The following is a 24,755-nucleotide window of genomic DNA, read 5'->3' as shown; positions in this document are numbered from 1 at the left end:
GGAATTCCTAAGGCAAAAGGAGCCGGCCCAAAGTGAGCTTTCGGGCCGTGAAAAAGCGAGATTTTAGCAGATTGCGGGGACTGACTGCACGGGTCTATTTATACCGCTCAACTCTAACCATTCTGCCCTTGTCGACTATGCGCAATTGGTTGGAATTAAGTGCGCCCTTGCTGATTACAATCAAATCCCCTTCTTTATAGCGGTTGCGCACATTTTCTTTTTCCCGCCACACATGACCATTGGCAAGGGTCAAATAAAAGTAGCCTCGCGCGTCTTTCTGCAATGCCACAATTGATGAATGAATTTCTGGTGTCTCTTCTTCCACGGTATCTCGAGCCCTTGGCGCAGGGAAAGCCGCTTCGACGGCTGAGGCTATATCTGAGGCTGGAGCAGGCGTGTCGCTTGTAGCCGCCTGCGTTGGGCCACCCTGTTTATAACAAGCCAAGCGCTGATCTGCCTGACCTAAGCGCTGACATTGGGCCAGCCGATCAAAACACGACAAGCGCTCAGCATCGTCCAGTTCTGATGCACAATCCGCATAAACACCTGTCATACTCAACACAGACACCAAACCGACAATTAAACGCATAACGAATCCTCAATCCCACTAATCAGTAACAAACAGGGATAGTATCGCCTGCGTACCGGCTAAGCCAGCCACTCATCTATAAATAGCAAGGTTTACCAACCAAAATTGCATAACGGTTTAGATGCAAGCATAGATAATGCAAAAACCATTCAAAAACGGTATTGGCAGCAAAAGTTTCCTATGGCTATAGTGCCCGCGTGTTCGAGACCTACCGGTCATTGATTTTAATTGGAGATGTTCTGTGACTAAATTTCTTGCTGCGTTTGTAACTTTCTTTGCACTATCTACCAGCGCATTTGCTGCCTGCGATAAGCCAACGGCACCTGAGCTGCCCGATCCTGCCAGCGCGGTAACGGCGCAGATGATCAAGGCGAAGAACGATGTTAAAGCCTACCTAGATGCAGCCAATGGTTACATCGATTGCGTAAAAGGCAACGCCTCGCGCCACAACGCCATGGTAGAAGAAATGGAAAAAATTGCAGACACGTTTAACAGTGCAGTACGCGCCTATAAAGAGCGCATGGCCAACGCATAACGCGCTGCCCATTACTCCTTATAAATGAAAGGCTCCTTTTTAGGAGCCTTTTTTATTGCGTTTTTATTGCCCCTTTATTGCTCTTTTATTATTCCGCTTCGCCTTCATAGGACAGCACATAGCGTTCGAATTCCGCGATGACTCTTTCATAGCGGCGATCTAACTCACTCACCATCGCCGCGATTGCGGTTTCCGATATTGCCTCCATGTTACAGTTAACTTCTAACGCCGCGGCTGTTTGCGCAAGTAGTTCAGCACTAAGATTTCCAGCCACCCCTTTGACTTGATGCGCCAACTTAGCCATCTCATCAAATTGACACAGATGTAACGCCGATTGGATAGCTGTCATACGCGCTGGCATATCTTGCTGAAAAAGCGAAATCAACATGACAAGCCGCTCGGGTTTACCCCGTACCCGACCCAAGGCCGCATCGAAGTTCCAAACCTTTAAAACCTCCATTGACACCTTAGCCTCTGGCACGCTGACATGATTAAACTGCGCTTTCTGGCCATTCACCTGAGCCCCTAAAGCTGCTGACGAAGACTGGATTTCATCCTTATTAACGACCTGAGCAAGCCAATAAGATATGCGATCTGCTAAGAAATCAGGCTCAATGGGCTTGGCAATGTAATCGTTCATACCCGCGGCGATACAATATTCGCGGTCACCAGACATGGCATTAGCGGTCATTGCGATAATAGGCACTTGGCCTATAGGCGGCGCTAGGTCACGAATCTTGCGCGTGGCCTGAAAGCCATCCATACGCGGCATCTGGCAATCCATAAGAATCAAATCAAAAGGCAGTGTAGAATTTTCAACTAAGGCCAGAGCCTCAATGCCATCCTTCGCAAAGGTAACCGTTAATCCCAAATCGGCAAGCAAACCTAACGCCACCTGTTGGTTGATAATATTATCTTCCACTAAAAGAATGCGTGCACTTCGCCCTAGCTTGCGCTCACCTGTTGGCTCGGCCCCCGCCGCGATAAGTATCCGCTTTTTGGCCACATCAATACCTAAGGCTTGGCGCAAATCATTGCGCGATACCGGCCGGTGAATGTAGCCTGCGCTATACGCGGGAATATCGCCCTGATGCCCCATGTTAGTGAGGATATAGATAAGTAAATTCTTTTGTGTAAGCAACTTATCAATATCCATACAAAGAGACTCATCAACCAATAAGAGAGAGAATTTTTCGCATTGATATTTACTCATCGCATCGGCAATCGAATCTGCAATACTGACTCGGCAGCCCAACAACATAAGCTCGGCTAATACCACAGCGCGACTTGGCGGACTCTGATCGACCAGCAAAACCTGGCTGGAAGTTTCATCCTCTGCAACGCCTGACTGGGCTGACATAGGCTCAAGAGGCAAGGTAAAAAAGAAATGACTACCCTCGCCCACTTTACTTTCCGCACCGATACTACCGCCCATTAACTCCACTAGCTGTTTGCTGATAACCAAACCTAGGCCGGTGCCACCAAAACGCCGAGTATTCGATGAGTCAGCCTGAAAAAAAGGCGCAAACAATGCCGATAATTTATCCTCAGGCACGCCTACACCCGAATCGATCACAGACACCGATAGCCAGTGCCTGCCGTCTTTCTGACTCAAGGTAGCACGCAATAATATGTCGCCCTGCTCAGTAAATTTAACGGCGTTGCCTAATAAATTAGTAATGACTTGGCGCAACCGATGAGGGTCGCCTTTGACTTGTTCGAGCTGAATGTCAGACAAATCTAACACCAATGAAACGCCATTTTCTTGGGCCCGTATCGCCATTGACTTACCGATATCGCTGAGCAATGCAATCAAATCAAACTCAAGCACTTCGAGCGTTAGTTTTTTGGCATCTATTTTGGAAAAGTCTAAAATGTCATTGATGACACTCAAAAGCGCACGTGCACTGGAGCTGGCCAAATCTAAATAATGCTGCTGAGACGGCTTCAATGACTCGCGACCAATCAGGTGCAACATTCCCAGAACACCATTCATCGGCGTTCTGATTTCATGACTCATACTGGCCAGAAACTCACTCTTTGCCTCGTTGGCTCGATCCGCGTCCCGTATCAGTTGCTTGGCCTGTTCATTGGCAATTGCGAGATCACGATTGTGCTGCTCCAAGGCCAATTGGTGCCGACGCCTTTCTGTCATATCGGATGCTACACCCAACAGCCCAACCATTTCGCCAGCCTCATCGCGAATAGCGGTAACCGTTAAGAGTACTGGAACATGGCTGCCATCCTTGCGCACATAGGTCCACTCGCGCTCCTCATAACTGCCGCGACGGGCTTTCGCAACGAAGACTTCAAAACCTTCAATCGTCTCACCTAATTCGGCCGATAATTCCTTCCCGTGCTCAATGACTTCAGACTCCAGATGAATGATGGCTGGGGTTTGTTTAAATAGCATTTCATCGGCAGTGTAACCCAGTAGATTTTCAGCGCCTTTATTGAACAGCGTAATAATACCTTGGGCATCAGTTGCAATAACTGAAATTTCTGAGGCCGCATCTAAAACATGTTGTAAACGTTGATTTGTTAACGCTAAATCATTGAGCGCCTGAAACTTTTCTACCGCGACGAGCTTTTGTGCTACTAAAGTAGCCACTAAACTCGCAAAGGCCTCCTCATCTGGCTGCCACTGCCTTATACCATGACGATGTTCTAGGCAAATGGCGCCCACGAGTTGACCGTCAACCACCACGCCGGCATCCAACATAGCGGAAATGCTCAATGGCTTTAAATAAATATCGGTAAATTCGTTGGTGCGAGAGTCGCTCACGGCGTCGTTAGCATAGATACGGCTATCTTTTCTGAGCGCGTCAAAATAACGCGGAAAGGATTTCACCTCCAACTGCACACCCGTTGTATCCTGTGCCACACCGGCATCGAACAGCGCAACACAATCAAAGTAGTCGCCCGACGGCGAAAACAGCCAAATACTGGCGCGCTCAACCTGAATAACATCGGACAAAATTTTTGTTAACCGCCGGCTCACGCACTGAATGTCGCTCGACGCATAATCGGCATCGGCGGCGAGGCTGGCAATGGCATTGCGCTGCGCCTGAGCCCTGTCATCGGTATTCGGGGCACTGCAGCTGGCTTTTAGATAAGCGCACTCTGCTTGCGCCTGCAGGATGCCACGCTGCCAAACATAGGCACACACTATCAACAACCCACCCACCAGCGGCAACCAGATAGCCAACGGCAATTGCAGGTAGCGTAGAACCCATAGGACCGCAAGACAACACAAACACAAGAGCCACGGGTATAAACCGCTAAAACTTATTGTGCGTTTTCGCCACAAGTTCAAATTTGTACATCCATCCACTGAAATGTTGATAATCTTTAATTTAAGCAAAGATTTAAGCTGCCCGCCGATAGATTATGGGATAAAGCGGTTAAACCTGAGTAAAAACAACGGCTACCGACCTGTCCGCAAGACAAAACATCGGGCTTGCAGAGAAATTGACCACAAGCTACTGTACAAGTCATAGTAACTGGCCACTTTGACGCATTGAATATGGCATTAAAATAACCGAGGCTTAGCATGGATTTAAAACAGATACTTCAGCAGTACAACGATCTCTGTGAAGACAATGACTGGCAGGTTTTTCACACGCCAAAAAATCTCGCCTCGGCGCTCACCGTTAGCGCCGCCAAGGTACTACAACACTACCAATGGATCACGGAAGAGGAATCCATTTCCTTGGGGCGCATCCCAAAAAGTCGGGAAACCATCGAAAATGAAATCGCCGAAACCTTTTTCTATCTGATGGCACTCGCCAACCGCACCGGTATCGATTTGGAACAGGCCATTGTAAACAAAGCCGAACGCGACGCGCGCGACCACCAAGGCGCACCGGATTAGCAAGGCTCTCCGCAACAATCTTTGCAACACCTATGCAAGCGCCCATTCGTGGCGCTGTGATATTATCTCGCCCGCACCCGCATATCTGACAGTCAGGCACTAAGCTTGATTGTCCCTAAGGAATTAACACCACCAGGAAGTTAGGTAATGTCTATCAGTAAAACTCAGGTTATCGCACTCGCTTCAGTTCTCCTACTGTGCATATTTGGCATGTCCAGTTGCTATACCGTAGAAGAGGGACACGTCGGCATCGTGAAGCGCTTCTCAGAGGCAAAAGAGCAAACCAGCCCCGGCTTACACGCCAAGGTGCCCTTTGTCGACACTGTGCAAGAGATCGAGATTCGCACCCGCAAGAATGTCGAGCAGATGCCCAGCTCCTCGAAAGAACAAATGCCCTTGACCGCCGAGGTGTCGCTCAACTGGACTGTGCACCGCGATAGCGCCTTGGATCTTTATAAAAGGTATGGCGGGCTAGATCAGTTCGAATCGCGCATCCTAGATCCGCGTTTCAGAGCGGCTACAAAAGATGTGCTACCCCACTATACCGCTGAGCAACTCATTCAAGATCGCAGCCGCGCGGTCACCGAAATAGAAGCGGCACTCACCAAAGATCTCGATGGTTTTCCGGTGAAAATTGACTCAGTGCAAATCGAAAACATTATATTGCCAGCGCAATATTTGATCTCCATACAAACCAAGCAAACGGAGAAGAACTTAGCCGATGCCGAGCAGCACAAATTGGCGAGGCAAAAATTGGAAGCGCAGCGGGATGTGAACACAGCGGAGGCATCGCGCGACTCGGCCAAGGCCATAGCTGACGGTGAAGCCTACAAAATCAAAGCCGAAGCCGAGGCGCAAGCCGAATCCATCCGCATGAAAGGTTTGGCCGAAGCCGATGCCATTCGCGCCAAAGCCGAAGCGCTGAAAAATAATCCGCTCATTGTCGAACTCACCAAAGCACAGAACTGGGATGGTAGATTACCGCAAACAGTGCTGGGGGAGGGGCAAAGCCTGCTGATGAATATGAACAGCAAGCCTTAAAGTAACCAGCCCCTTTTCAATAGGAAAACAAACCCTCTCGATCACTGCGCTAGGCGCGGTGATCGATCCAGCAAGACCCTGCCTAGGGCGCCATGCTGCACTAAACCTTCAGGAAACACCGCTTAGATTCGTCTATACAGATCTATCGACGCAATACACCCTAATAAATGCGACTATTTCACAAGCCTAGTGCCAATAGGGTACTAGCTGTGCTCATCACACCATCAAAAAATGAGGATCACCATGCGCCTATCCCTGCTCGCGGCGGCCGTTGCCACAACCTTGGCACTCACAGCCTGTGACACCACGTCACCGGATCAATCTGAAACACAAACCAGCAAACCCAATGCCGCACTTGTCGCCTCCAGCACCGAGCGCTTTGATATTTATGCGGACTTCACCCTGACTAGCGATTTAAGCCATTTATCGGCAAATCAACATAAGATGCTCGCCCTGCTGATCGATGCAGCAACCATCATGGACGAGCTCTATTGGCTGCAGGCCTACGGTGATAAATCGACCCTATTAAGCCAAATTCCCGATGCCAAAACTCGGCGTTTTGCCGACATCAACTATGGCCCATGGGACAGGCTTGCTGGCGATGCGTCGTTCATAAAAGGCATAGGCGAAAAGCCCTTGGGCGCACAATTCTACCCCGCAGACATGACTAAAGCGGAGTACGAAAGCTGGCGCACAAGCAATAAAATCATGCTCGAAACCACGCGCGACATGGAACTCTATTCGGTTATGGAGCGAGACGCCCAGGGTCAGTTACTGATCACGCCCTACAGCAAAAAATTTGCGCCGCAATTGAAACAGGCGGCGACACTTTTGCGCGAAGCGGCGGCGCTGGCAGACAATGCCGAGTTCAAAAACTATTTAGAAATACGCGCGACCGCACTAGAAACAGACGACTATCAACCGTCCGACATGGCCTGGATGGATATGAAATCCAACCCCATTGAATTGGTCATCGGCGCCATAGAAACCTACGAAGACCTGCTGTTTGGCTATCGCGCGGCCTACGAGGCCTATGTCTTGATTAAAGATCAAAGTTGGAGCGATAAGCTATCGCGCTACGCCGCTTTTTTACCCGAATTGCAACAAGGCTTGCCGGTAGCAGATGCCTACAAACAGGAAACCCCAGGCACAGACGCGGACCTCAATGCCTACGATGTGATTTACTACGCAGGGCATTCGAATGCAGGCTCGAAAACCATTGCCATTAACCTGCCCAATGACGAACAAGTTCAACTCGAAAAGGGTACCCGTCGCCTACAACTGAAAAATGCCATGCAGGCCAAGTTCGATAAAATTTTAGTGCCCATTGCCCAGCAGCTCATCGCTCAAGATCAACAGTCGCACATTACCTTTGACGCCTTTTTCGGCAACACCATGTTTCACGAAGTTGCGCACGGCTTAGGCATCAAAAACACCGTCAACGATAAAGGCTTGGTGCGCACGGCACTGAAAGAGATGGCATCATCCATGGAAGAAGGCAAAGCCGATGTGCTCGGCCTCTACATGATCTCCGAGCTCTTTAAAAGAAATCAAATTGAAGAGGGGGAGCTTATGGATAACTACGTAACTTTCCTGGCCGGCATTTTCCGCTCGGTGCGCTTTGGCGCTTCATCAGCCCACGGCAAAGCGAACATGGTGCGCTTCAATTACTTTAAGGACGCAGGCGCCTTTAGCACCGATGCAGACGGCCGCTATCGCGTTGACTTCGACAAGATGACAGTTGCCATTAACGATCTGTCCAATCTGCTGCTGACTCTACAAGGCAACGGCGATTACCAGGGCGTGGTTAAATTAATGGATGAGAAAGGCATGATGGGCGCCGACCTTCAGGCCGAGCTAGACAAGCTAACGGCAGCAAATATTCCTGTGGATATTACCTTTATTCAAGGAAAATCAGTGCTGGGGCTCTAAGCTAGACTGGCCGCTGATGTAGGCAGCCAGTTCACTGCCTCGAACAGGGCAATTACATTGCCCTGTTCCATTTTTTATCAGTCTTCGCGATTGTCATTTGCCGGCCAGTCGGCCAAAACCTGCTCGATAAATACAAACACGGGCCGCTGCACTTTTGCCAGCAATAGCCGTCGTTCAAACTTATCATGCAATGCTTTGGAAACATGGTACTGGTTTAGAATACTGTTGTGCTCGAGCAAATAGCGGTAACTTGAACGACTGACAACACCTAGCTCACAGCGCTTTTTATCAAGCAGATCGAAAATAGCAACTTCTCGACTGGTGTGCAGCAATGTAAGCGCGAGCGACGCCTCCCGATCGGAAATACCCGCGTAGTAATTTCCTAATGCTAAACAGATATGCTTGCCAGCCAAAGATGACGCACCCGAAAACTCGAAGGGATTCTGCCGCAGGGAGACAAAGATATCTTCATCTTGATACACCGCCTTAGTCCACAAGTATTTTGTCTGTGCCACGTCGTCGAACCACAAAGGGCTAACACCTAATACGATGCCGCCAAAATTTTCGTTGGCAACCATTTTTCGAACACGATTGCGCGGACTAAATACTAATGAAAATTGATAGGTATCGCTCTTTTCATTAAGTAATCGAACAAAATCGAAATACAAACCCTGTTCCGCCTTAATATCCGTCATATAGGGCGGTTTGTCGTGGTAGGCAATGATTGACACTGGCAAAAGCTCTGCACCAGAAACAGGAGACGCGGCAAACATGCCGGATAAAACAATAGTCCGAGCAACGATGGCAATAAGCGCTAACTGGCTCCTCATAAACTAGGTGCCATTAGCTGTGCCACACCGGCGCTTGACCAGTGCTCGGTGACAATATCGCCGGTTGAAAATTGACCGCACCCGGCCGGTGATAACCATAGGGACCTCGACAGCACGCGGACACACCCGATTCCGCTTCGATGGACATTGAGTCTAGACTTTTTCTCGCTGCTAGGCGCACATTCCCCCAAGGGTGATAACAAAAAGATCTCCTGAAACAGAAAAGGCCGCAGCAGCGGCACTGCTGTTCGACAAAAACGAGGCGATCATCGTTAGGCTTTAAGCCTCACAATAGATGCGACATCTCGGCGCATACTTGGACATGAGTTTGGTGCCCGCACTAGCGACACGACGTGAATACATCCATCTAGTCTTAACACCCGACCTTTGGGACCGGCCCACAATGACACATTGTGGGCGTTGCTATCGCAGCAAAGCATGCTTTGCCTATTAGCGATATCAACCCATGCGGGTGACGGTCACTAGCACGGGCACCAAACTCTCCCGCGACATAACTGTGGAACAACAGTGGCAGCAGCAGCCTTTTTCAATCTAGCTGCTAGCGGTTATTTCAGTCGAGTCATAGGGCGCGCTGGATCACTCCACTCCACGTGATACTTCTTGCCGCGCGGTTTATCCACGCGCTCAAAGGCATGGGCACCAAAATAATCGCGCTGCCCCTGCAACAAGTTGGCGGGTAAGACTGCTGTGCGATAGGCGTCGTAATAACTCAGCGCCGAGCTCAGCGCCGCGACGGGCACGCCCCATAAGCTGGCGTTCGCCACCGCTTTGCGCCAATTGCGCTGGTTACTCGAAATTTGCTCGGCGAAGTACTGATCCAGTAAGAGATTCTCCAGCTCCTCGTTGCGCTCGTAGGCATCGGCAATGGATTGTAAAAACACCGCGCGAATAATGCAGCCGGCGCGCCAAATTTTTGCAATTTCGCCGTAGTTGAGCGTCCAACCCTGCTCTTTAGCGGCGGTTCGCATCAGGTCAAAACCTTGTGCATAGGCGCAAATTTTGGCGCAATAGAGCGCGTCGTGCAGCTGGTCGATTAGACTATCGCGCTGCTCGGCAGAGGGCTTGTCAAAGTCTGGCCCGGCCAACAGAGAGGCGGCTTTAACGCGCTGATCTTTGAGCGTGGATATAGAGCGCGCGTACACTGCTTCGGCGATAGTCGGCGCCGGGCAACCCAGTTCTAAGCTGCTCACCGCCGTCCATAAGCCAGTGCCCTTCTGGCCGGCTTTATCTAAAATCATTTCAACGAGGGGTGCACCGGTTTCGGCATCGACAGTATCGAGCACCTCGGCGCTAATTTCGATCAAGTAGCTATTCAGTAAGCCCTCGTTCCAGCGTCGAAAGACCGCGGCGATTTCGCTGGCAGACATCGCCAACGCGTCGCGCATCACCTGATAAGCCTCGCAAATCAGCTGCATATCGGCGTATTCGATGCCGTTGTGCACCATTTTTACATAGTGGCCGGAGCCGCTTGGGCCTATGTAGGCGGCGCAGGGCTCGCCCTTTGCCACCACTTCGCCAGGCGCTTTGCGCTCGATGGGCTTGCCGGTGTCTGGGTCGACCTTAGCGGCTATCGCCTCCCACATGGGCTTGATGCGGGTCCAGGCGTAAGGATCGCCGCTGGGCATCAGCGACGGGCCAAACCTCGCCCCCACTTCGCCGCCTGAAACCGCGGTCGAGAACAAGATGAATTGCCCCTCGTACTCAGTTTCTCGACGCTGGGTGTCGGTCCATAGACTATTGCCTGTGTCGACCACAATATCGTCCGCCTGTAAGCCGGCATCAACCAACTTATGGCACACATCGTCCACCGGGCTACCGGCCGGCACCGACACCACGATTAAATGCGGCGCACTTAAGCTGGCCAACAGGTCTGTGTAGGAGTTACAGGTCAGAACCCGCGGCGGGCTATCGCCGCGCTCGGCGTCATCTTGCGCCTGCAGCGCTTCTAGTTTGCTCTGGTCTAAGTCGAAGGCAATAACGCGAAAGCCGTTATCCACGAGGTTCATGATGAGGTTTTTCCCCATCACACCGGCTCCGACAAATCCAATATCACAGGGCTGGGCAGCTACAGGCATGGGTTTCGTTCCTAGGCATTGAAAAGCGCGCATAGTACTGCAAAAAGGCCTCTTTCGGTTAGTTTTCGCACACCAAAAGCACTCAGCAAAAACGGCGCCAGAGGGGTATATCGACTACCATTTAGCTAATTATTGGTATAACTACTCAATTATCAGCAATTTATTGGTTCTTATATCACAAGCATGGGCGGTTTAGCCCTTAGATAAGTAGGACTCACCAGTCCCGCCCGTGCTAATTTTTTGTACCTGTGAAATTGCGTGATCTAACTACACTGTAGAACCCACTTAAGGGCGACTTATAGTCTAGGAATGGAGCGCCAACAATTAGACAACAGGCACTCCAGAATAAGTCTCAAACCGCACCCCAAGGGGCAAGAGGTCTTCGATGAGCGATAAGATTACCCACAAGCTACGACTACTGTCGGGCTTTGAAATGGCCATACCCACGCTCAGCCTGTTAAAAGCTGACGGATCATTGTACGAGGGCGCCAAAGCACCCAAGCTAGATAAAACAACCGCGCTGCGCATCTATGACACCATGCAGTTTATTCGGGTACTGGACGAGCGCATGGTCGCAGCCCAGCGCCAAGGCCGGCTGAGCTTCTACATGACCTGCACCGGCGAAGAAGCCGCCGTCATTGGTTCGGCGGCCGCCTTTGAAGCCAAAGATATGATTATGGGCCAGTACCGCGAGCATGGCGCCTTGCGCTACCGCGGCTTCAGCACCGAGCAATTCATGCATCAAATGCTATCCAACAGCAAGGATTTGGGCAAGGGTCGCCAAATGCCGATTCACTACGGCTGCAACGACCTCAACTACATGACCATTTCCTCGCCACTGGCGACGCAAATTCCGCAAGCCGCCGGCTACGCCTACGCGCAAAAGCTCGAGGGCGAAAAGGCCTGCACCTTGGTCTATTTCGGCGAAGGCGCCGCCAGCGAGGGCGACTTCCACGCCGGCATGAATATGGCGGCGGTGCTGAAATGCCCTACCGTCTTCTTCTGCCGCAACAATGGCTACGCCATTTCCACCCCCGCGGACGAACAATACGCCGGCGACGGCATCGCCGCGCGCGGTGTGGGCTACGGCATGAAAACCATTCGCGTAGACGGCAACGACATACTGGCGGTGTACGCCGGATGCGTAGAAGCGCGCAAGATTGCCGTGGACAATAACGAGCCGGTATTAGTAGAAGCCATGAGCTATCGCCTAGGAGCGCACTCCACCTCCGACGATCCGGCCGGCTACCGCTCGCGCGACGAAGAAGACAAATGGCGTGCGGTAGACCCAGTGCTGCGCATGAAAAACTGGCTGATCGCGAAAAAGTGGTGGACCGAAGCGCAGGAAAAAGCCGGCTTAGAAAATTACCGCAAAGAAGTGCTCGACTGCTTAAAGGCGACGGAAAAAGTTGCCCCGCCCGGGCTCGATGATCTGATCACCGATGTGTACGACACACCCGACGCCAATCTTAAAGGCCAGTTAGCAGCACTACGCGAACACATCGCTAAGTACCCAGAAAAATACCCGAAAACCGCCGCACAGGTTATCGAAGGAACGGAGCACTGATCATGGCCAAGATGAATTTATTACAAGCCGTTAACAGCGCCCTGACCACAGCTATGACTAACGATAAGCGCGTGGTGTGTTTCGGTGAAGACATCGGCAAATTTGGCGGCGTGTTTCGCGCCACCAGCAACCTGCAAGAAAAATTTGGCAAAGCGCGCTGCTTTAATACGCCACTGACCGAACAAGGCATCGCCGGCTTTGCCATTGGTATGGCGGCGCAAGGTCACATTCCGGTCGCCGAAATCCAATTTGCCGATTACATTTTTCCCGCCTTCGACCAGATCGTTAACGAAGCGGCGAAGTTTCGCTATCGCTCGGGCAACCAATTCAACGTCGGCGGCCTCACCATTCGCACACCTTACGGCGGCGGTATCGCCGGTGGCCTGTACCACTCGCAATCACCGGAAGCCTACTTTACCCAGACCCCGGGCTTAAAAGTGGTGATGCCATCGACGCCCTACCAAGCCAAAGGCTTGTTGCTCGCCGCCATTCGCGATCCAAATCCGGTGATCTTTTTCGAACCCAAGCGTTTATACCGCGCCGCCGTGGGTGAGGTGCCGGACGAGGAATTCGAAATTCCCTTGGGCGTGGCCGAAGTGGTCAAAGAAGGTTCGGACATCACCCTCCTGTCTTGGGGTGCGCAGATGGAATACTTGCAAGCCGCTGCGGCCATGGCCGAGGCCGATGGCATCTCCTGTGAAGTTATCGACTTGCGCACATTGCTGCCTTGGGATGTCGACACAGTCGCGCGCTCGGTGAAAAAAACCGGCCGTTTATTGGTGACTCACGAAGCACCATTAACCGGTGGCTACGCCGGCGAAATTGCCGCGACGATTCAAGATCACTGCTTCCTCTATTTGGAGGCACCGATCAGCCGCGTGACCGGTTTAGATACACCCTTCCCCCTGGTGCATGAAAAAGAATACATGCCCGACCAGTACAAAATATTCGAAGCCATTAAGCGCAGCATCAATTACTAGGAGCCTACCGTGATTAAAGATTTTATTCTGCCGGATATTGGCGAAGGAATTGTTGAGTGTGAACTGGTTGAATGGCTGGTGAAAGAAGGTGACATTATCACCGAAGACCAAGCCGTAGCTGATGTGTCTACCGATAAAGCCTTGGTGCAAATTCCCTCCATGTACGACGGCAAAGTTACCAAGCTGTATTACAAGGAAGGCGACATCGCCAAAGTGCACGCGCCTTTGTTTGCCATCGAACTGATTGAAGCTGGCGCCGCTGAAAGTGGCGCTAGCCCAAACACAACTAGCTCTGATAGCACTAGCACAGCGCCCGCGAAAGCTGCCGCCATTGCGCCGGCACAAAACAATCCAACCTCGGCCAGCATCGCCGCCGTGGACGACAGCGCCGACCGCGAATTTGTGCGCAACACCTCGCGCGCGCTCACCACGCCAGCTGTGCGCAGGCTCGCGCGAGAAAACAGCGTCGACCTCGCCAACGTGCCCGCCACGGGAAAAAATGGCCGCGTCTTGAAAGAAGATATGCTCAACTTCCTCGCCGGTGCCAGCAGTGCATCAACATCGAGCGCGAGTGCAACCGCGGGCAGGCCAGTCGCCGCCGATCGGGTTGAGCCCATCAAAGGCGTGAAAGCGGTGATGGCGCGCGCCATGCAAGAATCGGTCAGCACTATTCCCCACTTCACCTACATGGATGAAATTGATATCACCGACTTGGTGAACTTGCGCTTACAGTTAAAAGCCAAATACCCAGATGTGAAAATCACCATGATGCCGCTGTTTATGAAGGCGCTATCACTGGCGATTACAGAATTTCCGGTACTCAATAGCCGGCTCAACAGCGACTGCACCGAGCTAACCTATTTGAGCGCTCACAACATCGGCATGGCGGTGGATTCTAAAGTCGGCCTGCTGGTGCCCAATGTTAAAAATGTGCAAAACCTCAGCATCTTGGAATTGGCACAGGAAATTTCGGCACTCACCGACAGCGCCCGCTCAGGCCGCGTTAGCCCAGAGACATTGAAAGGCGGCAGCATCACCATTTCAAACGTCGGCGCCATTGGCGGTACCGCAGCTACACCGATTATTAACAAACCGGAAGTGGCGATTGTGGCGCTCGGCAAAATGCAAGAGCTGCCGCGCTTTAATGCCAAAGGCGAGGTGGAAGCCCGCAAGATTATGACCGTCAGCTGGTCTGGCGATCACCGCGTCATCGACGGCGGCACCATCGCGCGCTTCTGTAATCGCTGGAAGGAGTTTTTGGAAGACCCGGCGAGTATGTTGATGGCGATGCGGTAAGAGCTGCAAGGCGGGGGGCGCTACAAGCCGCAAGCTGCAAGCTGCAAGCTGCAAGCAGGATGGCCTGCCCCTACAAGCTGCAAGCAATTATGATTGCGTGAGATTTTATACGCGCAAGAACCGTTTTTGCTTGAGGCTTGAGGCTTGCGGCTTGCAGCTTGCGGCTCCTAGCCATTTTAGTTTCTGCTAAAACCGTCGTACTAAACAAATAGCTCATGTTACACTGGCCGCCGCCAAGGGGTGTTCGGGTTAACCGAACTGAGATGTCGTCGACAAACCCTGGAACCTGATCCGGCTAGTACCGGCGTAGGAATGGGCAAAACGGTAACCGCCAGGCTGGCGCCTCTTCAGGCAATGAATGCCGAATCACCGCAGTAATCACCCGTACATCACGTCTTGTTGCCGGATCTCAATTTTAAGTTGGTAAATTGGGGTCCTATGAAAAACTATTCGATTAACACCCGCGCATTGTTTGCGACATCCTGCCTGGCAGCCAGCGTAGCGCTATTGGTACAGCCATCTCACGCCGCCGCACAAGCACCGGCACTTGAAGAAATTTTAGTTAGCGCGGACTTTCGCGCGATCGCCGTCACCGATATTCCAGCCAGCATTACGGTGATCGACCAACAAACCCTGCAAGATGAAAGCGCGCGCCACTTCGAAGACATTCTCAATAGCATTGCCAACCTAAACTGGTCTGGTGCCACCAGCAGACCACGTTACTTTCAAATACGCGGCGTGGGCGAGCAGGAAGACTACCAAGGCGCACCTAACAGCTCCGTGGGCTTTATTGTCGACGACATCGATATGTCTGGCCTCGGCATGGCCGCCAGCACCTTCGACCTGCAGCAGGTAGAAGTGTTGCGCGGGCCGCAAGGCACGCGCTTTGGCGCCAATGCGCTGGCCGGCTTAATCCATCTTAAAAGCAACGACCCAAGCGACACCTTCGAATTTGGCGGCCAAGCGACAGTGGGCGATGACAACCAGCGAGGCTTAGGCATTGTTGTATCTGGCCCCCTGTCTGAAACCTTTGGCTACCGCGTGGCACTGGAAAGCCAACAGCAAGATGGCTTTCGCCAAAACGATTTTCTAAACCAAAACGACAGCAACCAGCGCGATGAACGCACCGGCCGGGTGAAACTGCGCTGGCAGCCGAACCAACAATGGCAGATTGATGCAAACCTACTCTATGCCGACAACGATAACGGCTACGACGCCTGGACCTTAGACAACAACGGCTTCAATACCCTGACGGACAAACCCGGTGTCGACAATCAAAAAACCCAAGCCGGCAGCCTGAAGGTTAAATGGTTGGGCGACACTGTTGAGTTAACATCTTTAACCTCCGCCACCAATACCGATCACAACCACGCTTACGACGGCGACTGGGCTAACCCCGGTTACTGGGCGGCAAAATCCTGCACCGATTACTACGATGAAAATAACAACGGCGACGATACCGATTCGATTGCCTGCGTTTACGATTACCTGTGGGATAAAAGCGCCGAGCGCAAAACGGTGTCACAAGAATTCAGGGTGGTCTCCACCGACAACAGTCGTTTATTTAACGACTCCACCGCTTGGCTTGCGGGCATCTACCTGCACAAGTTGGATGAGGATAACGACCTCTACTCTGAATACAACACCTACCCCGATGAAGTGTTAACCTCCGACTACGCCGCCACTAACACGGCTATCTTCGGCCAAACTGATTCAGACTTAGGCAATGAATACGCGCTGTCCATCGGCCTGCGCACGGAAACCAGAAGCAGCGATTATACCGATTCCAATGGCGATGCGTTTGCCCCAGACGAATCTATGTGGGGCGGCCACTTAGCCCTAACCAAATCCCTCTCGGATACGCAAAATATTTACGCGCGAATTGCGCGCGGTTATAAAGCCGGCGGTTTTAACATGACACTACCGAGCGAATTGGCTGACAAAAAGGAATTTGAGTCCGAAACCCTGCTCAACTACGAACTCGGCTTGAAGTCCTTTTGGCTCGAAGGTAGCGCCAGCACCAATATAACGCTGTTCTACATGGAGCGGCTGAATCAACAGGTTGACGCCTCGCTACAAGATCCCGCCAACCCGCAACGGTTTATTTTATTTACCGAGAATGCCGGCAGCTCGAATAATTACGGCGCAGAATTTGAAGGCCAATGGTCGATCAATGAAATGCTGGAAGTTTACGGCAGCCTCGGTTATCTGCAGGCGCAGTATGGCGACTACCAATACCAAGACAAATACGGCAGCACAGTGGATTTATCCGGCCGCGACCTCGCTCACGCACCACGCCTTACCTACAGTGCGGGCCTAACACTGCGCCCCGGCAATGGCTTCTTCGTCAATATAAATACCAATGGCAAGAGCGAGTTTTACTACTCAGATAGCAACGATTCCAAATCCAACCCTTTCACCTTACTCAACGCGAAGTTCGGTTACGAAGCACAGGATTGGTCTGCGTATTTATGGGGGCGCAACTTAACCGACAAACAATACGGCGTGCGCGGCTTTTACTTCGGTAACGAGCCAGATATCGATTGGGCTGACAAGCAGTACATCCGCTTTGGTGATCCGCGCCAAATTGGCGTAACCTTTAACCTGAGCTTTAACTAGCGCAACCTAACAATGATGCGTGTCGCTCACCTGAGCGGCACTCAAACCTGGAGCTAAGTATGAAACTCACCGTCGAAATTTCCATGTACCCGTTTCGGGATGGCTACCTAGACCCCATCCAATGGTTTATCGAGCGACTCGATCAGTACCCAAATATCGAGCGGGTAACCAACGCCATGGCCACACAGATTAGCGGCGACTATAACGAAGTTATGGCACTGCTGGCGCGCGAAATGAAAGCTGCCTATGAAAAATGGGGTAAAGCGGTTTTCGTGTGCAAATTTATTGGCGGCGCCCTCGATTTATCGCACAAACAATAACGCCTATTTATGCTGTCAGAACTCAGTATTGTTATTCAGTCGGCCATCGCCGAAGCCCATGCGCTCAGCGCGTTCGAGCTGGTCGCGGTACTACTCGCCTTAGCCTATATTTTCTTGGTTCTACGCGAGAGCCTATGGTGCTGGCCGGCGGCCTTTCTGAGCACCGCTATCTATACTTGGCTCTTTTGGGAAGTGGCACTGTTAATGGAATCAGTGCTCAACGTTTATTATATGTTTATGGCCGGTTACGGCTATTGGGCCTGGCGTAATGCAAGCGCAAGCTCAGAAAAGTCAATTGAAAGCTGGCCGATAAAAAGACATATTTTTTTAATTACTGCGACCACCGGATTATCTTTACTGGCGGGCTACTGCATGGCTAACTTTACCCAAGCGGACTTCCCCTGGTTAGACGCGGCCACAACCTGTTTCGCTATTGTTACGACCTGGCTCGTTGCGCAAAAGATATTGGAAAATTGGCTTTACTGGATAGTCATAGATGCGGCATCAATCTATCTCTATTTAAACAAGGGCTTTATGCTGACCTCAGTACTCTTTATGGTATACATCGGCATTGCCGTTGCCGGCTATTTTAGCTGGACGCGAACTTACCAACACGACCTGCGTGCCCGCTAAATGAGTTTGCCCAACTTTAAAGATTCGCAACTCGCCCAACAGCTGGAAGCGGCCGGCATCGCCCCGCTAAAGTTGGTTGCGCCATTATGTATGGGCACAAGTAACCAGAATTTTCTCGCCACCAGTAACGGCGAGTCTTGGGTATTGAGAGTTAACAATCCATTAACGCACAAACTCTGCCCCCGCGATAACGAAGTCGCCTGCTGGCGCATCGCCGAAGCAGCCGGGCTGGCACCTGAATTGAAATTTGTATCGCCGGATTATCGTTACTATTTAAGCCGTTACATCAACACTGATGGCGCATGGCAAAAGCAGCACCAAAAACATCCACGAGCAACGCACCTCTTAGGCCAGTTACTGGATAAAATATCTAAGCTTACATTGCCAAAACATCGGGTTACGCCACGCAATCAATGGTACTTTTACCAACAGGAAATTGTTAACCGCCAGAAAAAATTAGGGCCACTGTTACAAGCAGTCGCAAGCGAAATACTCGCGCTTAACAGTTGTGTGGAACCTATTATTGACAGGCTCGAACGAACACAACAGCTTCGCTTTTGCCATCGAGATTTAAACCCGCACAATCTACTACTCGATAAAAATCGATTACTGTGTATCGACTTTGAATACGCCTGCACCAGTGACCCGCGACTAGAATTAGCCGCCATGCTCGCACACCACGACCTGACCGAAAGCCAAAAAGACGGATTAATACAAAATCAACTGCCGGGTTCAGCTCAGGAAAAAGATCGAGCACTGAAAGATGCGAACTTTTTGTACTGGCTATTTACCGCTTGCTGGGCATTAATAATGTGCGACGACGGAAAAGGCGCCAAGTCTTGGTACGAAAACGCCATGACCAAAATACGGCGCCATGATTCATCAATGCAGCGCTAAGTTAGCACAATTTCCTACTCTATCAGGTCTAAACGTTGATTATTCGGCGGAGGATTTTAACGCATCCCTTTCGCGCTTATAGTCTTCGTAGCTCTGACTATTGTCCTTCAAACATTGCTCCCATTGAGAGTCGGGCAATTTATTACATTCCTGCCGATTGCTCTCTTGCATACCCTTGTAGATACTTTTATTGGAGCAAGCTACCAATAGCACCGTCATAGCTAGCGCAAACCATTTCATTTTTAACCTCGATATCAAGCAGTATTGCCATTGGACAATTATCCGAAGAAAAGTTCCCGCTTCCGGCCGAGTAGGTTGAGCGGGTATAACGGGGGCTGGTCAATTATTACCCCTGTAGCTTACTCAGCCTAGGCAAGCACCTGAAGCTAGCGGGATTTAACAGCGGTATACAGGTTAGACCTATTCATTTAGGGCCGGACCGCTTAGCGCCGAAACACGGACCGGCGCTGACAAGGATAGACTAGAACAACCATACCTTTCAGCAATAGCGAGCAGATCACAGCCCTCTTGGGCGGGCTAATTCGGGCAGGGGAAGCTGGCTAGCTGTCTTGCTCAGGGCGCGGCGTACGCTTGCCCACCTTCGCCAAGATTTCGATATAAAACGAGGTTAAGCCTTGTTGTTCAGCGCTATCGACGCATTTATTCAATTCAGACAAGTGCACCACCGTCGCGGCCTCAGCCGTCGCACCATACTTGCAATCAAAGTCCCAAAAATCCGCGCCTTCTGGTAACTTCTTATTGCGCTCGCGGCGAACATATTTCTTAAGCTCGTGCTTCACCGCCTCAAAAAGCCGTGGCGGTTGAATTTTGGCGTGCTCGATTACAAACGTCTTTTTCATGATTTACCTGTGAGAGGCCAGCAACAGCGCGAGCCTAAAAGCATAGAGACGAGCCATTTTACGGGAAATTGAGCCAAGTCGCGACCCATGCAGGGTTAAATACCTGATCCAGCCTGCCATGAGTGTCGCGGTCCAAACAGCGCTGCTCCCTAAGCGCGAACTGTCACCTGCCATGACTAAGTAAAACGCATCGAGCGTCAGATAAGGGCGCCTGTCACCAACCGGAATAGGATAACTGCCCAACCCCGATAGAACGCACCCGTCGCTCCGTTATACACAATCCAGATCGAGAGCACCGATTAATTAGGTTAGAACTCGTAACTTGAGCAACTCTTTCCTTTAGCCCGGTACATTGCCTTATCGGCCACGGCCAGCAACTCATCGGTGGAGCAACCATCATCTGGGTAGTTAGCCACGCCAATACTGCAGCTCATCTGCAACTGTTGACCGGCGATGTGAAACGGTTTATCCACTGCATCAATCAGTGCTTGAGCAATTTTGCCCACATTCGCTTTACCAGATGCATCTTCCAGCAAAATAACAAATTCATCGCCGCCTATGCGCGCAACCGTGTCCGAGGCGCGAATACAGGATTTAATGCGCGCCGCAAACTCACGCAACACCAGATCGCCAAAACCATGGCCATGGGTATCATTAATAGATTTGAACTTATCGAGATCGATAAACAACAGGGTAAAAGATTTTTCGCTGCGTTTAGATTGTTCAATCAAATGCGATACGCGATCAAGCAAAAGGTATCGGTTGGGAATACTGGTTAATTGATCATAGTGTGCCAAGTGGCTCAGCCGCGCTTGTTCAGCTTTTCTATCGCTGATATCGCGGTTTATTCCCAGCGCCCCGATCATTGTGCCATCGTCGTCAAAGATCGGCACACACATGGATTCAACCCAACCTATGTAACCATCTTTGCGCAACATACGAATCTCACCAGTCCACTTGCCCTCGCGCGCCACAGCGTCGATCACTCGCGCCGTCAATTGGGCGCTATCCTCGGGCACGTGCAAGATGGAAACGGCCTGGCCAAGCGCTTCCGCCTTGGTGTATCCGTATAAGGCTTCTGAGCCGGCGTTCCAATCGACAATCACACCGTTTGTATCGGTGACAACGACGGCATCGAAGAGATAATCGAAGGCCTTAGCACGCTGTTTTACGGTTTCTGCATCCATAGAGGCTGAGTATAGTAGGCTCTTGCAAATAGGCTAAACTCACGACACAGAAATACCTACAACGCTTGTAATCAGGCTAAGGTCGCATCGCGTTCTTCAACGTAGCGCGTCGCCCCGGAGATAAACCAAGCCGCGCGCAATTCCCAAGCCTCGAACTCGGTCACATCCAGCAGTAGATCCACCGAGTGCTTGGCAACACCGTACAGCTCCGCCATGAGCTGCAGCCGCTTTTGTTCGTGATCGGCGCGGGTCGTCAACCGGCCATAGGTCTTCATGCCAATATAAATGCAGTCAGAGAAGCGCAAAACGCCTAGGCATGGCCAACATCTAGTTCAGCTAAGGTTTACATAGCTTGGTCAATAACCTATCCAACTGGTCGGCAAAATTCTTCCGATCGCCTTGGTTTAACGGCGCAGGTCCTCCGGTATGTACGCCACTGGCGCGCAGCGTCTCCATAAAATCGCGCATATTTAAGCGCGCCTTAATATTGGCCTTGGTATAGGCCTCACCCCTAGGGTTCATGGCCAAACCACCAGCACTCAACACTTCGTCAGCTAGAGGAATGTCCTGGGTGATGACGAGGTCGCCAGGCGCGAGCCGCTTAACAATTTCATTATCGGCCACATCAAAACCTGGCGCTACTTGAATGGCACTTAACACCTGCGAGGGCGGTAATTTTATCGGTTGGTTGGCGACAAAGGTTGTGGTTATTTTTTTTCGCTCCGCAGCGCGAATAATGATGTCTTTGATCACCACAGGGCAGGCATCGGCATCAACCCAGATTTTCATGCGTCACCCCATTCAATAGCCAGTTACCGGAAGCGACCCACCCATCATGACAATCGGGTACCAAACCAACAACGCCCAGATCAGTGAGCCACTCAGCACAAAATACGTGAGGCTCATAGCGCAATGTTGCAACAAAAACCGAGGCTGACCGATAGCGTGTGAAGCCATACACCTAAACCCCGAACTAATACCGGCGCGAAAAGTCTGTATGCGCGCCTGCCAAATTAACCCCATGTCCTTTAGGTAATAGGCAAAAAACGCCATCGCAAGCTCAATACCGACTATGTCAGCCAAAATCAAAATTTCAATCGCAAAGGGAGCGATTGAAAGCAATAGCAGCCACAGTAATACCTTTTTCCAAACCGCTTGATCCTTTATTCGCGACTTCCAATCCATGGTGACCATCCGTGATAAAAATTACAAAAATAAATCTGGAAACAACTGCTCAACCTCGAGTGATGGATCGACTTGATAAGCAGTGAAATCATTGACGCCGGCACCGCGAAGCACGTCCTCATCAATGAGAAAATGACCGCTAAAGCTTTTAGCCGGTTGGGCAAAAATTTGGTAGGCAGCGTCAGCCATAATTGCCGGTAACCGAGACACCTTGGCGAGTTCATCGCCACCCACCTGCCCGGCAATTGCGGCAGTCGCAATGGTGGTTTTAGGCCATAAACAGTTAAAGGCAATACCTGCATCGCTAAACTCTGCCGCCATCCCCATCATTGCCAAACTCATGTTGTACTTAGAAATCGTGTAAGCCACATGGCCCTTGAACCAGTTTGGGTCCATATTAAGCGGTGGCGACAAGGTTAATACATGGGGGTTCTCGGCATTTTTTAAATGGGATAAACACTGCTGTGTCACCAAAAATGTACCGCGATAGTTAATTTGATTCATCAAATCAAATCGCTTCATGCTCGTCGCTTCGGTATTGGTCAAGCTAATGGCGCTAGCGTTATTGACTAGGATATCAATGCCCCCGAAAGCCTTAGCAGCTTCAGCCACGGCTGCGGCAACTTGCATCTCATCCCTCACGTCTACAACCAGAGGCAAGGCTTGACCACCGGCCGCTTCAACCGCTTTTGCTGCGGTATAGATAGTGCCCGCCAACTTTGGATGGGGCTCTGCGGTTTTTGCAGCAATGATAATATTCGCACCATCAACCGCGGCTTTCTCGGCAATAGCTTGACCTATACCTCGGCTAGCACCGGTAATAAATAATGTTTTTCCTTTCAAACTCATAGCGTTACACCAAAACCGTCTTTGAATTTATTAAACTATGTGGTTGCCGCGAGTTCGATCGCCATTGATCGCTTTAAAAAGGCAGTTGGGAAAGCTCGACATTTCCACCGCTGATCACAACACCCACTTTTTTATCTTTAAACCGCGCCTTATGCTGCAAAATGGCGGCTATGGGTACCGCTGATGAAGGCTCAACCACCAACTTTAAACGCGTCCACATGAGTTTCATGGCCAGTAAAATATTCGCCTCAGACACAGTCAATATGTCGTCAACGGATTCGTGAATAATAGCGAAATTAGTCGCGCCTAACGTGGTTCTCAACCCGTCTGCAATGGTCTGCGCATCAACCTCTGTCACTCGCACCCCGGAGTGAAAACTTCTAGCCGCATCATCGGCACCTTCAGGCTCTGCACCAAATACGATTATGTCTGGCTTCAGGCCCTTGGCTGCCAACGCGGTGCCAGCCAATAGGCCTCCCCCGCCCACCGGAGCCATGATCATATCGAGCTCGGGCGCTTGCTCAAGTAATTCCAATGCCGCGGTACCTTGGCCTGCAATGATTCTCTCATCATCATAAGGTGGCACAAAATGCGCACCGGTAGTCGCGACAATATGACGCAAACCCTGTTCGCGCGCCGGCAAGTTTGGTTCGCATTCGATAATCGTCGCACCGTAGGCAGCAACGGCATCCTTCTTCACCTGCGGCGCATTACTCGGCATAACGACATAAGCCGGTATTTCACGTATTTTCGCCGCAAAAGCCAGCGCGGCACCATGATTGCCCGAGGAATGCGTAGCAACACCACAGCTGGCCTCAGCGTCGCTCAATTGCGCAACGGCGTTACAAGCTCCACGCGCCTTAAAGGCACCAACCTTTTGTAAATTCTCACATTTGAAGAAGCACTTGCAGCCCAGCAATTGATCAATCAAATGGCTGGTCATTATCGGCGTTACATGTACTTGGCCGGCAATACGCTGTGCTGCCACCCTGATGTCGTTCAAGTCCATCTAGATCATTAACTCCAAAAATTTTATCTGTATTCTATTGGCCATTTAACTAGGCCGACTCAGGCTCCGTGGCGCACAAGAAACAGGTCTAATACCCACTGCTGTCCCACAGTTATGTCGCGGGGGAGTTTGGTGCCCGCACTAGCGACCGTCACCCGCATAGGTTGATATCGCTAATAGGCAAAGCATGCTTTGCAGCGATAGCAGCGCCCACAATGTGCCATTGTGGGCCGGTCCCAAAGGGCGGGTGTTGAGACTGCATGGATGTATTCACGTCGTGTTGCTAGTGCGGGCACCAAACTCATGTCCAAATATACGCCGAGATGTCGAATCTGCTGTGGGGCTTAAAGCCTAACGATGATCGCGTCGCTTTTGTGGAACAGCAGTGCTCTAATACCACGCCTTCTAAAAAAAGAAATCAGTATAGGTGCATCCTCGTCGACCACCAAGTCACAG

General features: G+C 51.1%; 23 protein-coding genes and 1 riboswitch. Of the genes, 11 read left to right on the top strand and 12 right to left on the bottom strand.

What is annotated here, in order from left to right; genetic code table 11:
* Positions 1-94: 94 nt before the first annotated feature.
* Positions 95-589 carry a hypothetical protein gene (locus QWY82_RS07650; protein ID WP_290261043.1) on the bottom strand — a complete coding sequence of 165 codons (495 nt, stop codon included), beginning with the start codon at positions 587-589 and terminating at the stop codon, positions 95-97.
* A gap of 241 nt (positions 590-830) precedes the next feature.
* On the opposite strand from QWY82_RS07650, the gene QWY82_RS07645 reads away from it, so the two are divergent.
* Positions 831-1,124: a hypothetical protein gene (locus QWY82_RS07645; protein WP_290261042.1), complete on the top strand. Its 294-nt coding sequence runs from the start codon at positions 831-833 to the stop codon at positions 1,122-1,124.
* A gap of 88 nt (positions 1,125-1,212) precedes the next feature.
* On the opposite strand, the gene QWY82_RS07640 is transcribed toward QWY82_RS07645, so the two are convergent.
* The gene (locus QWY82_RS07640) at positions 1,213-4,332 is read right to left on the bottom strand and encodes a hybrid sensor histidine kinase/response regulator (protein ID WP_290261041.1); all 3,120 of its coding nucleotides are present in this window, start codon (positions 4,330-4,332) and stop codon (positions 1,213-1,215) included.
* A gap of 345 nt (positions 4,333-4,677) precedes the next feature.
* On the opposite strand from QWY82_RS07640, the gene QWY82_RS07635 reads away from it, so the two are divergent.
* The 3 genes from QWY82_RS07635 (at position 4,678) to QWY82_RS07625 (ending at position 7,971) form a co-directional block, all read left to right on the top strand.
* Positions 4,678-4,998: a MazG-like family protein gene (locus QWY82_RS07635; protein WP_290261039.1), complete on the top strand. Its 321-nt coding sequence runs from the start codon at positions 4,678-4,680 to the stop codon at positions 4,996-4,998.
* A gap of 147 nt (positions 4,999-5,145) precedes the next feature.
* Positions 5,146-6,039 carry an SPFH domain-containing protein gene (locus QWY82_RS07630; protein ID WP_290261038.1) on the top strand — a complete coding sequence of 298 codons (894 nt, stop codon included), beginning with the start codon at positions 5,146-5,148 and terminating at the stop codon, positions 6,037-6,039.
* A gap of 243 nt (positions 6,040-6,282) precedes the next feature.
* Positions 6,283-7,971: a dipeptidyl-peptidase 3 family protein gene (locus QWY82_RS07625; protein ID WP_290261037.1), complete on the top strand. Its 1,689-nt coding sequence runs from the start codon at positions 6,283-6,285 to the stop codon at positions 7,969-7,971.
* Positions 7,972-8,048: 77 nt separating this feature from the next.
* Here QWY82_RS07625 and QWY82_RS07620 read toward each other — a convergent pair whose 3' ends face one another.
* Positions 8,049-8,801, bottom strand: a complete 753-nt coding sequence (locus QWY82_RS07620; protein WP_290261036.1) for a hypothetical protein — start codon at positions 8,799-8,801, stop codon at positions 8,049-8,051.
* A gap of 566 nt (positions 8,802-9,367) precedes the next feature.
* Positions 9,368-10,897: an NADP-dependent phosphogluconate dehydrogenase gene (gene gnd, locus QWY82_RS07615; protein ID WP_290261034.1), complete on the bottom strand. Its 1,530-nt coding sequence runs from the start codon at positions 10,895-10,897 to the stop codon at positions 9,368-9,370.
* Positions 10,898-11,282: 385 nt separating this feature from the next.
* Here gnd and QWY82_RS07610 point away from each other — a divergent pair, with 385 nt between their 5' ends.
* From QWY82_RS07610 to QWY82_RS07580, 7 genes are all read left to right on the top strand, one after another.
* Positions 11,283-12,464: a thiamine pyrophosphate-dependent dehydrogenase E1 component subunit alpha gene (locus QWY82_RS07610; protein WP_290261033.1), complete on the top strand. Its 1,182-nt coding sequence runs from the start codon at positions 11,283-11,285 to the stop codon at positions 12,462-12,464.
* Positions 12,465-12,466: 2 nt separating this feature from the next.
* Positions 12,467-13,444 (top strand): alpha-ketoacid dehydrogenase subunit beta, encoded by a 978-nt coding sequence (locus tag QWY82_RS07605; protein ID WP_290261032.1) that lies wholly within the window; start codon positions 12,467-12,469, stop codon positions 13,442-13,444.
* Between the two features lie 9 nt (positions 13,445-13,453).
* On the top strand, positions 13,454-14,740 hold the full coding sequence (locus QWY82_RS07600; RefSeq protein ID WP_290261031.1) for a 2-oxo acid dehydrogenase subunit E2: 1,287 nt from the start codon (positions 13,454-13,456) through the stop codon (positions 14,738-14,740).
* A 226-nt stretch (positions 14,741-14,966) separates the two neighbouring features.
* Positions 14,967-15,070: riboswitch (TPP riboswitch) on the top strand.
* 108 nt (positions 15,071-15,178) lie between these two features.
* Positions 15,179-17,359 carry a TonB-dependent receptor gene (locus tag QWY82_RS07595; protein WP_290261029.1) on the top strand — a complete coding sequence of 727 codons (2,181 nt, stop codon included), beginning with the start codon at positions 15,179-15,181 and terminating at the stop codon, positions 17,357-17,359.
* A 59-nt stretch (positions 17,360-17,418) separates the two neighbouring features.
* Complete coding sequence (locus QWY82_RS07590; RefSeq protein ID WP_290261027.1) at positions 17,419-17,679, top strand: YkoF family thiamine/hydroxymethylpyrimidine-binding protein; 261 nt, start codon at positions 17,419-17,421, stop codon at positions 17,677-17,679.
* 9 nt (positions 17,680-17,688) lie between these two features.
* The gene (pnuC, locus tag QWY82_RS07585) at positions 17,689-18,312 is read left to right on the top strand and encodes a nicotinamide riboside transporter PnuC (protein WP_290261026.1); all 624 of its coding nucleotides are present in this window, start codon (positions 17,689-17,691) and stop codon (positions 18,310-18,312) included.
* Positions 18,313-19,209: a phosphotransferase gene (locus QWY82_RS07580; RefSeq protein WP_290261025.1), complete on the top strand. Its 897-nt coding sequence runs from the start codon at positions 18,313-18,315 to the stop codon at positions 19,207-19,209.
* Between the two features lie 39 nt (positions 19,210-19,248).
* Here the strand turns inward: QWY82_RS07580 and QWY82_RS07575 are convergent, their stop codons facing one another.
* The 8 genes from QWY82_RS07575 to QWY82_RS07540 form a co-directional block, all read right to left on the bottom strand.
* The gene (locus QWY82_RS07575; protein ID WP_290261024.1) at positions 19,249-19,449 is read right to left on the bottom strand and encodes a hypothetical protein; all 201 of its coding nucleotides are present in this window, start codon (positions 19,447-19,449) and stop codon (positions 19,249-19,251) included.
* Positions 19,450-19,769: 320 nt separating this feature from the next.
* Positions 19,770-20,069, bottom strand: coding sequence for a DUF6172 family protein (locus QWY82_RS07570; protein WP_290261023.1), 300 nt, complete (start codon positions 20,067-20,069; stop codon positions 19,770-19,772).
* Between the two features lie 308 nt (positions 20,070-20,377).
* Positions 20,378-21,256 carry a sensor domain-containing diguanylate cyclase gene (locus QWY82_RS07565; RefSeq protein WP_290261022.1) on the bottom strand — a complete coding sequence of 293 codons (879 nt, stop codon included), beginning with the start codon at positions 21,254-21,256 and terminating at the stop codon, positions 20,378-20,380.
* Between the two features lie 71 nt (positions 21,257-21,327).
* A complete protein-coding gene (locus QWY82_RS07560; protein WP_290261021.1) occupies positions 21,328-21,531 on the bottom strand; it encodes a hypothetical protein in 204 nt (67 codons plus the stop codon).
* Between the two features lie 61 nt (positions 21,532-21,592).
* Complete coding sequence (locus QWY82_RS07555) at positions 21,593-22,045, bottom strand: YaiI/YqxD family protein (RefSeq protein WP_290261020.1); 453 nt, start codon at positions 22,043-22,045, stop codon at positions 21,593-21,595.
* Between the two features lie 12 nt (positions 22,046-22,057).
* Positions 22,058-22,441 carry a hypothetical protein gene (locus tag QWY82_RS07550; protein WP_290261019.1) on the bottom strand — a complete coding sequence of 128 codons (384 nt, stop codon included), beginning with the start codon at positions 22,439-22,441 and terminating at the stop codon, positions 22,058-22,060.
* A gap of 21 nt (positions 22,442-22,462) precedes the next feature.
* The gene (locus QWY82_RS07545; protein ID WP_290261018.1) at positions 22,463-23,290 is read right to left on the bottom strand and encodes an SDR family oxidoreductase; all 828 of its coding nucleotides are present in this window, start codon (positions 23,288-23,290) and stop codon (positions 22,463-22,465) included.
* 73 nt (positions 23,291-23,363) lie between these two features.
* Entirely contained in the window at positions 23,364-24,299 is a 936-nt protein-coding gene (locus QWY82_RS07540) for a pyridoxal-phosphate dependent enzyme (protein WP_290261017.1), read from the bottom strand.
* Positions 24,300-24,755: the final 456 nt, after the last annotated feature.

It is taken from the genome of Simiduia curdlanivorans, assembly GCF_030409605.1.
In the GTDB taxonomy this organism is placed as follows: Bacteria; Pseudomonadota; Gammaproteobacteria; order Pseudomonadales; family Cellvibrionaceae; genus Simiduia; species Simiduia curdlanivorans.
The sequence above is the reverse complement of the archived record's forward strand: the minus strand, read 5'-3'. Positions and strand labels throughout refer to the sequence as shown.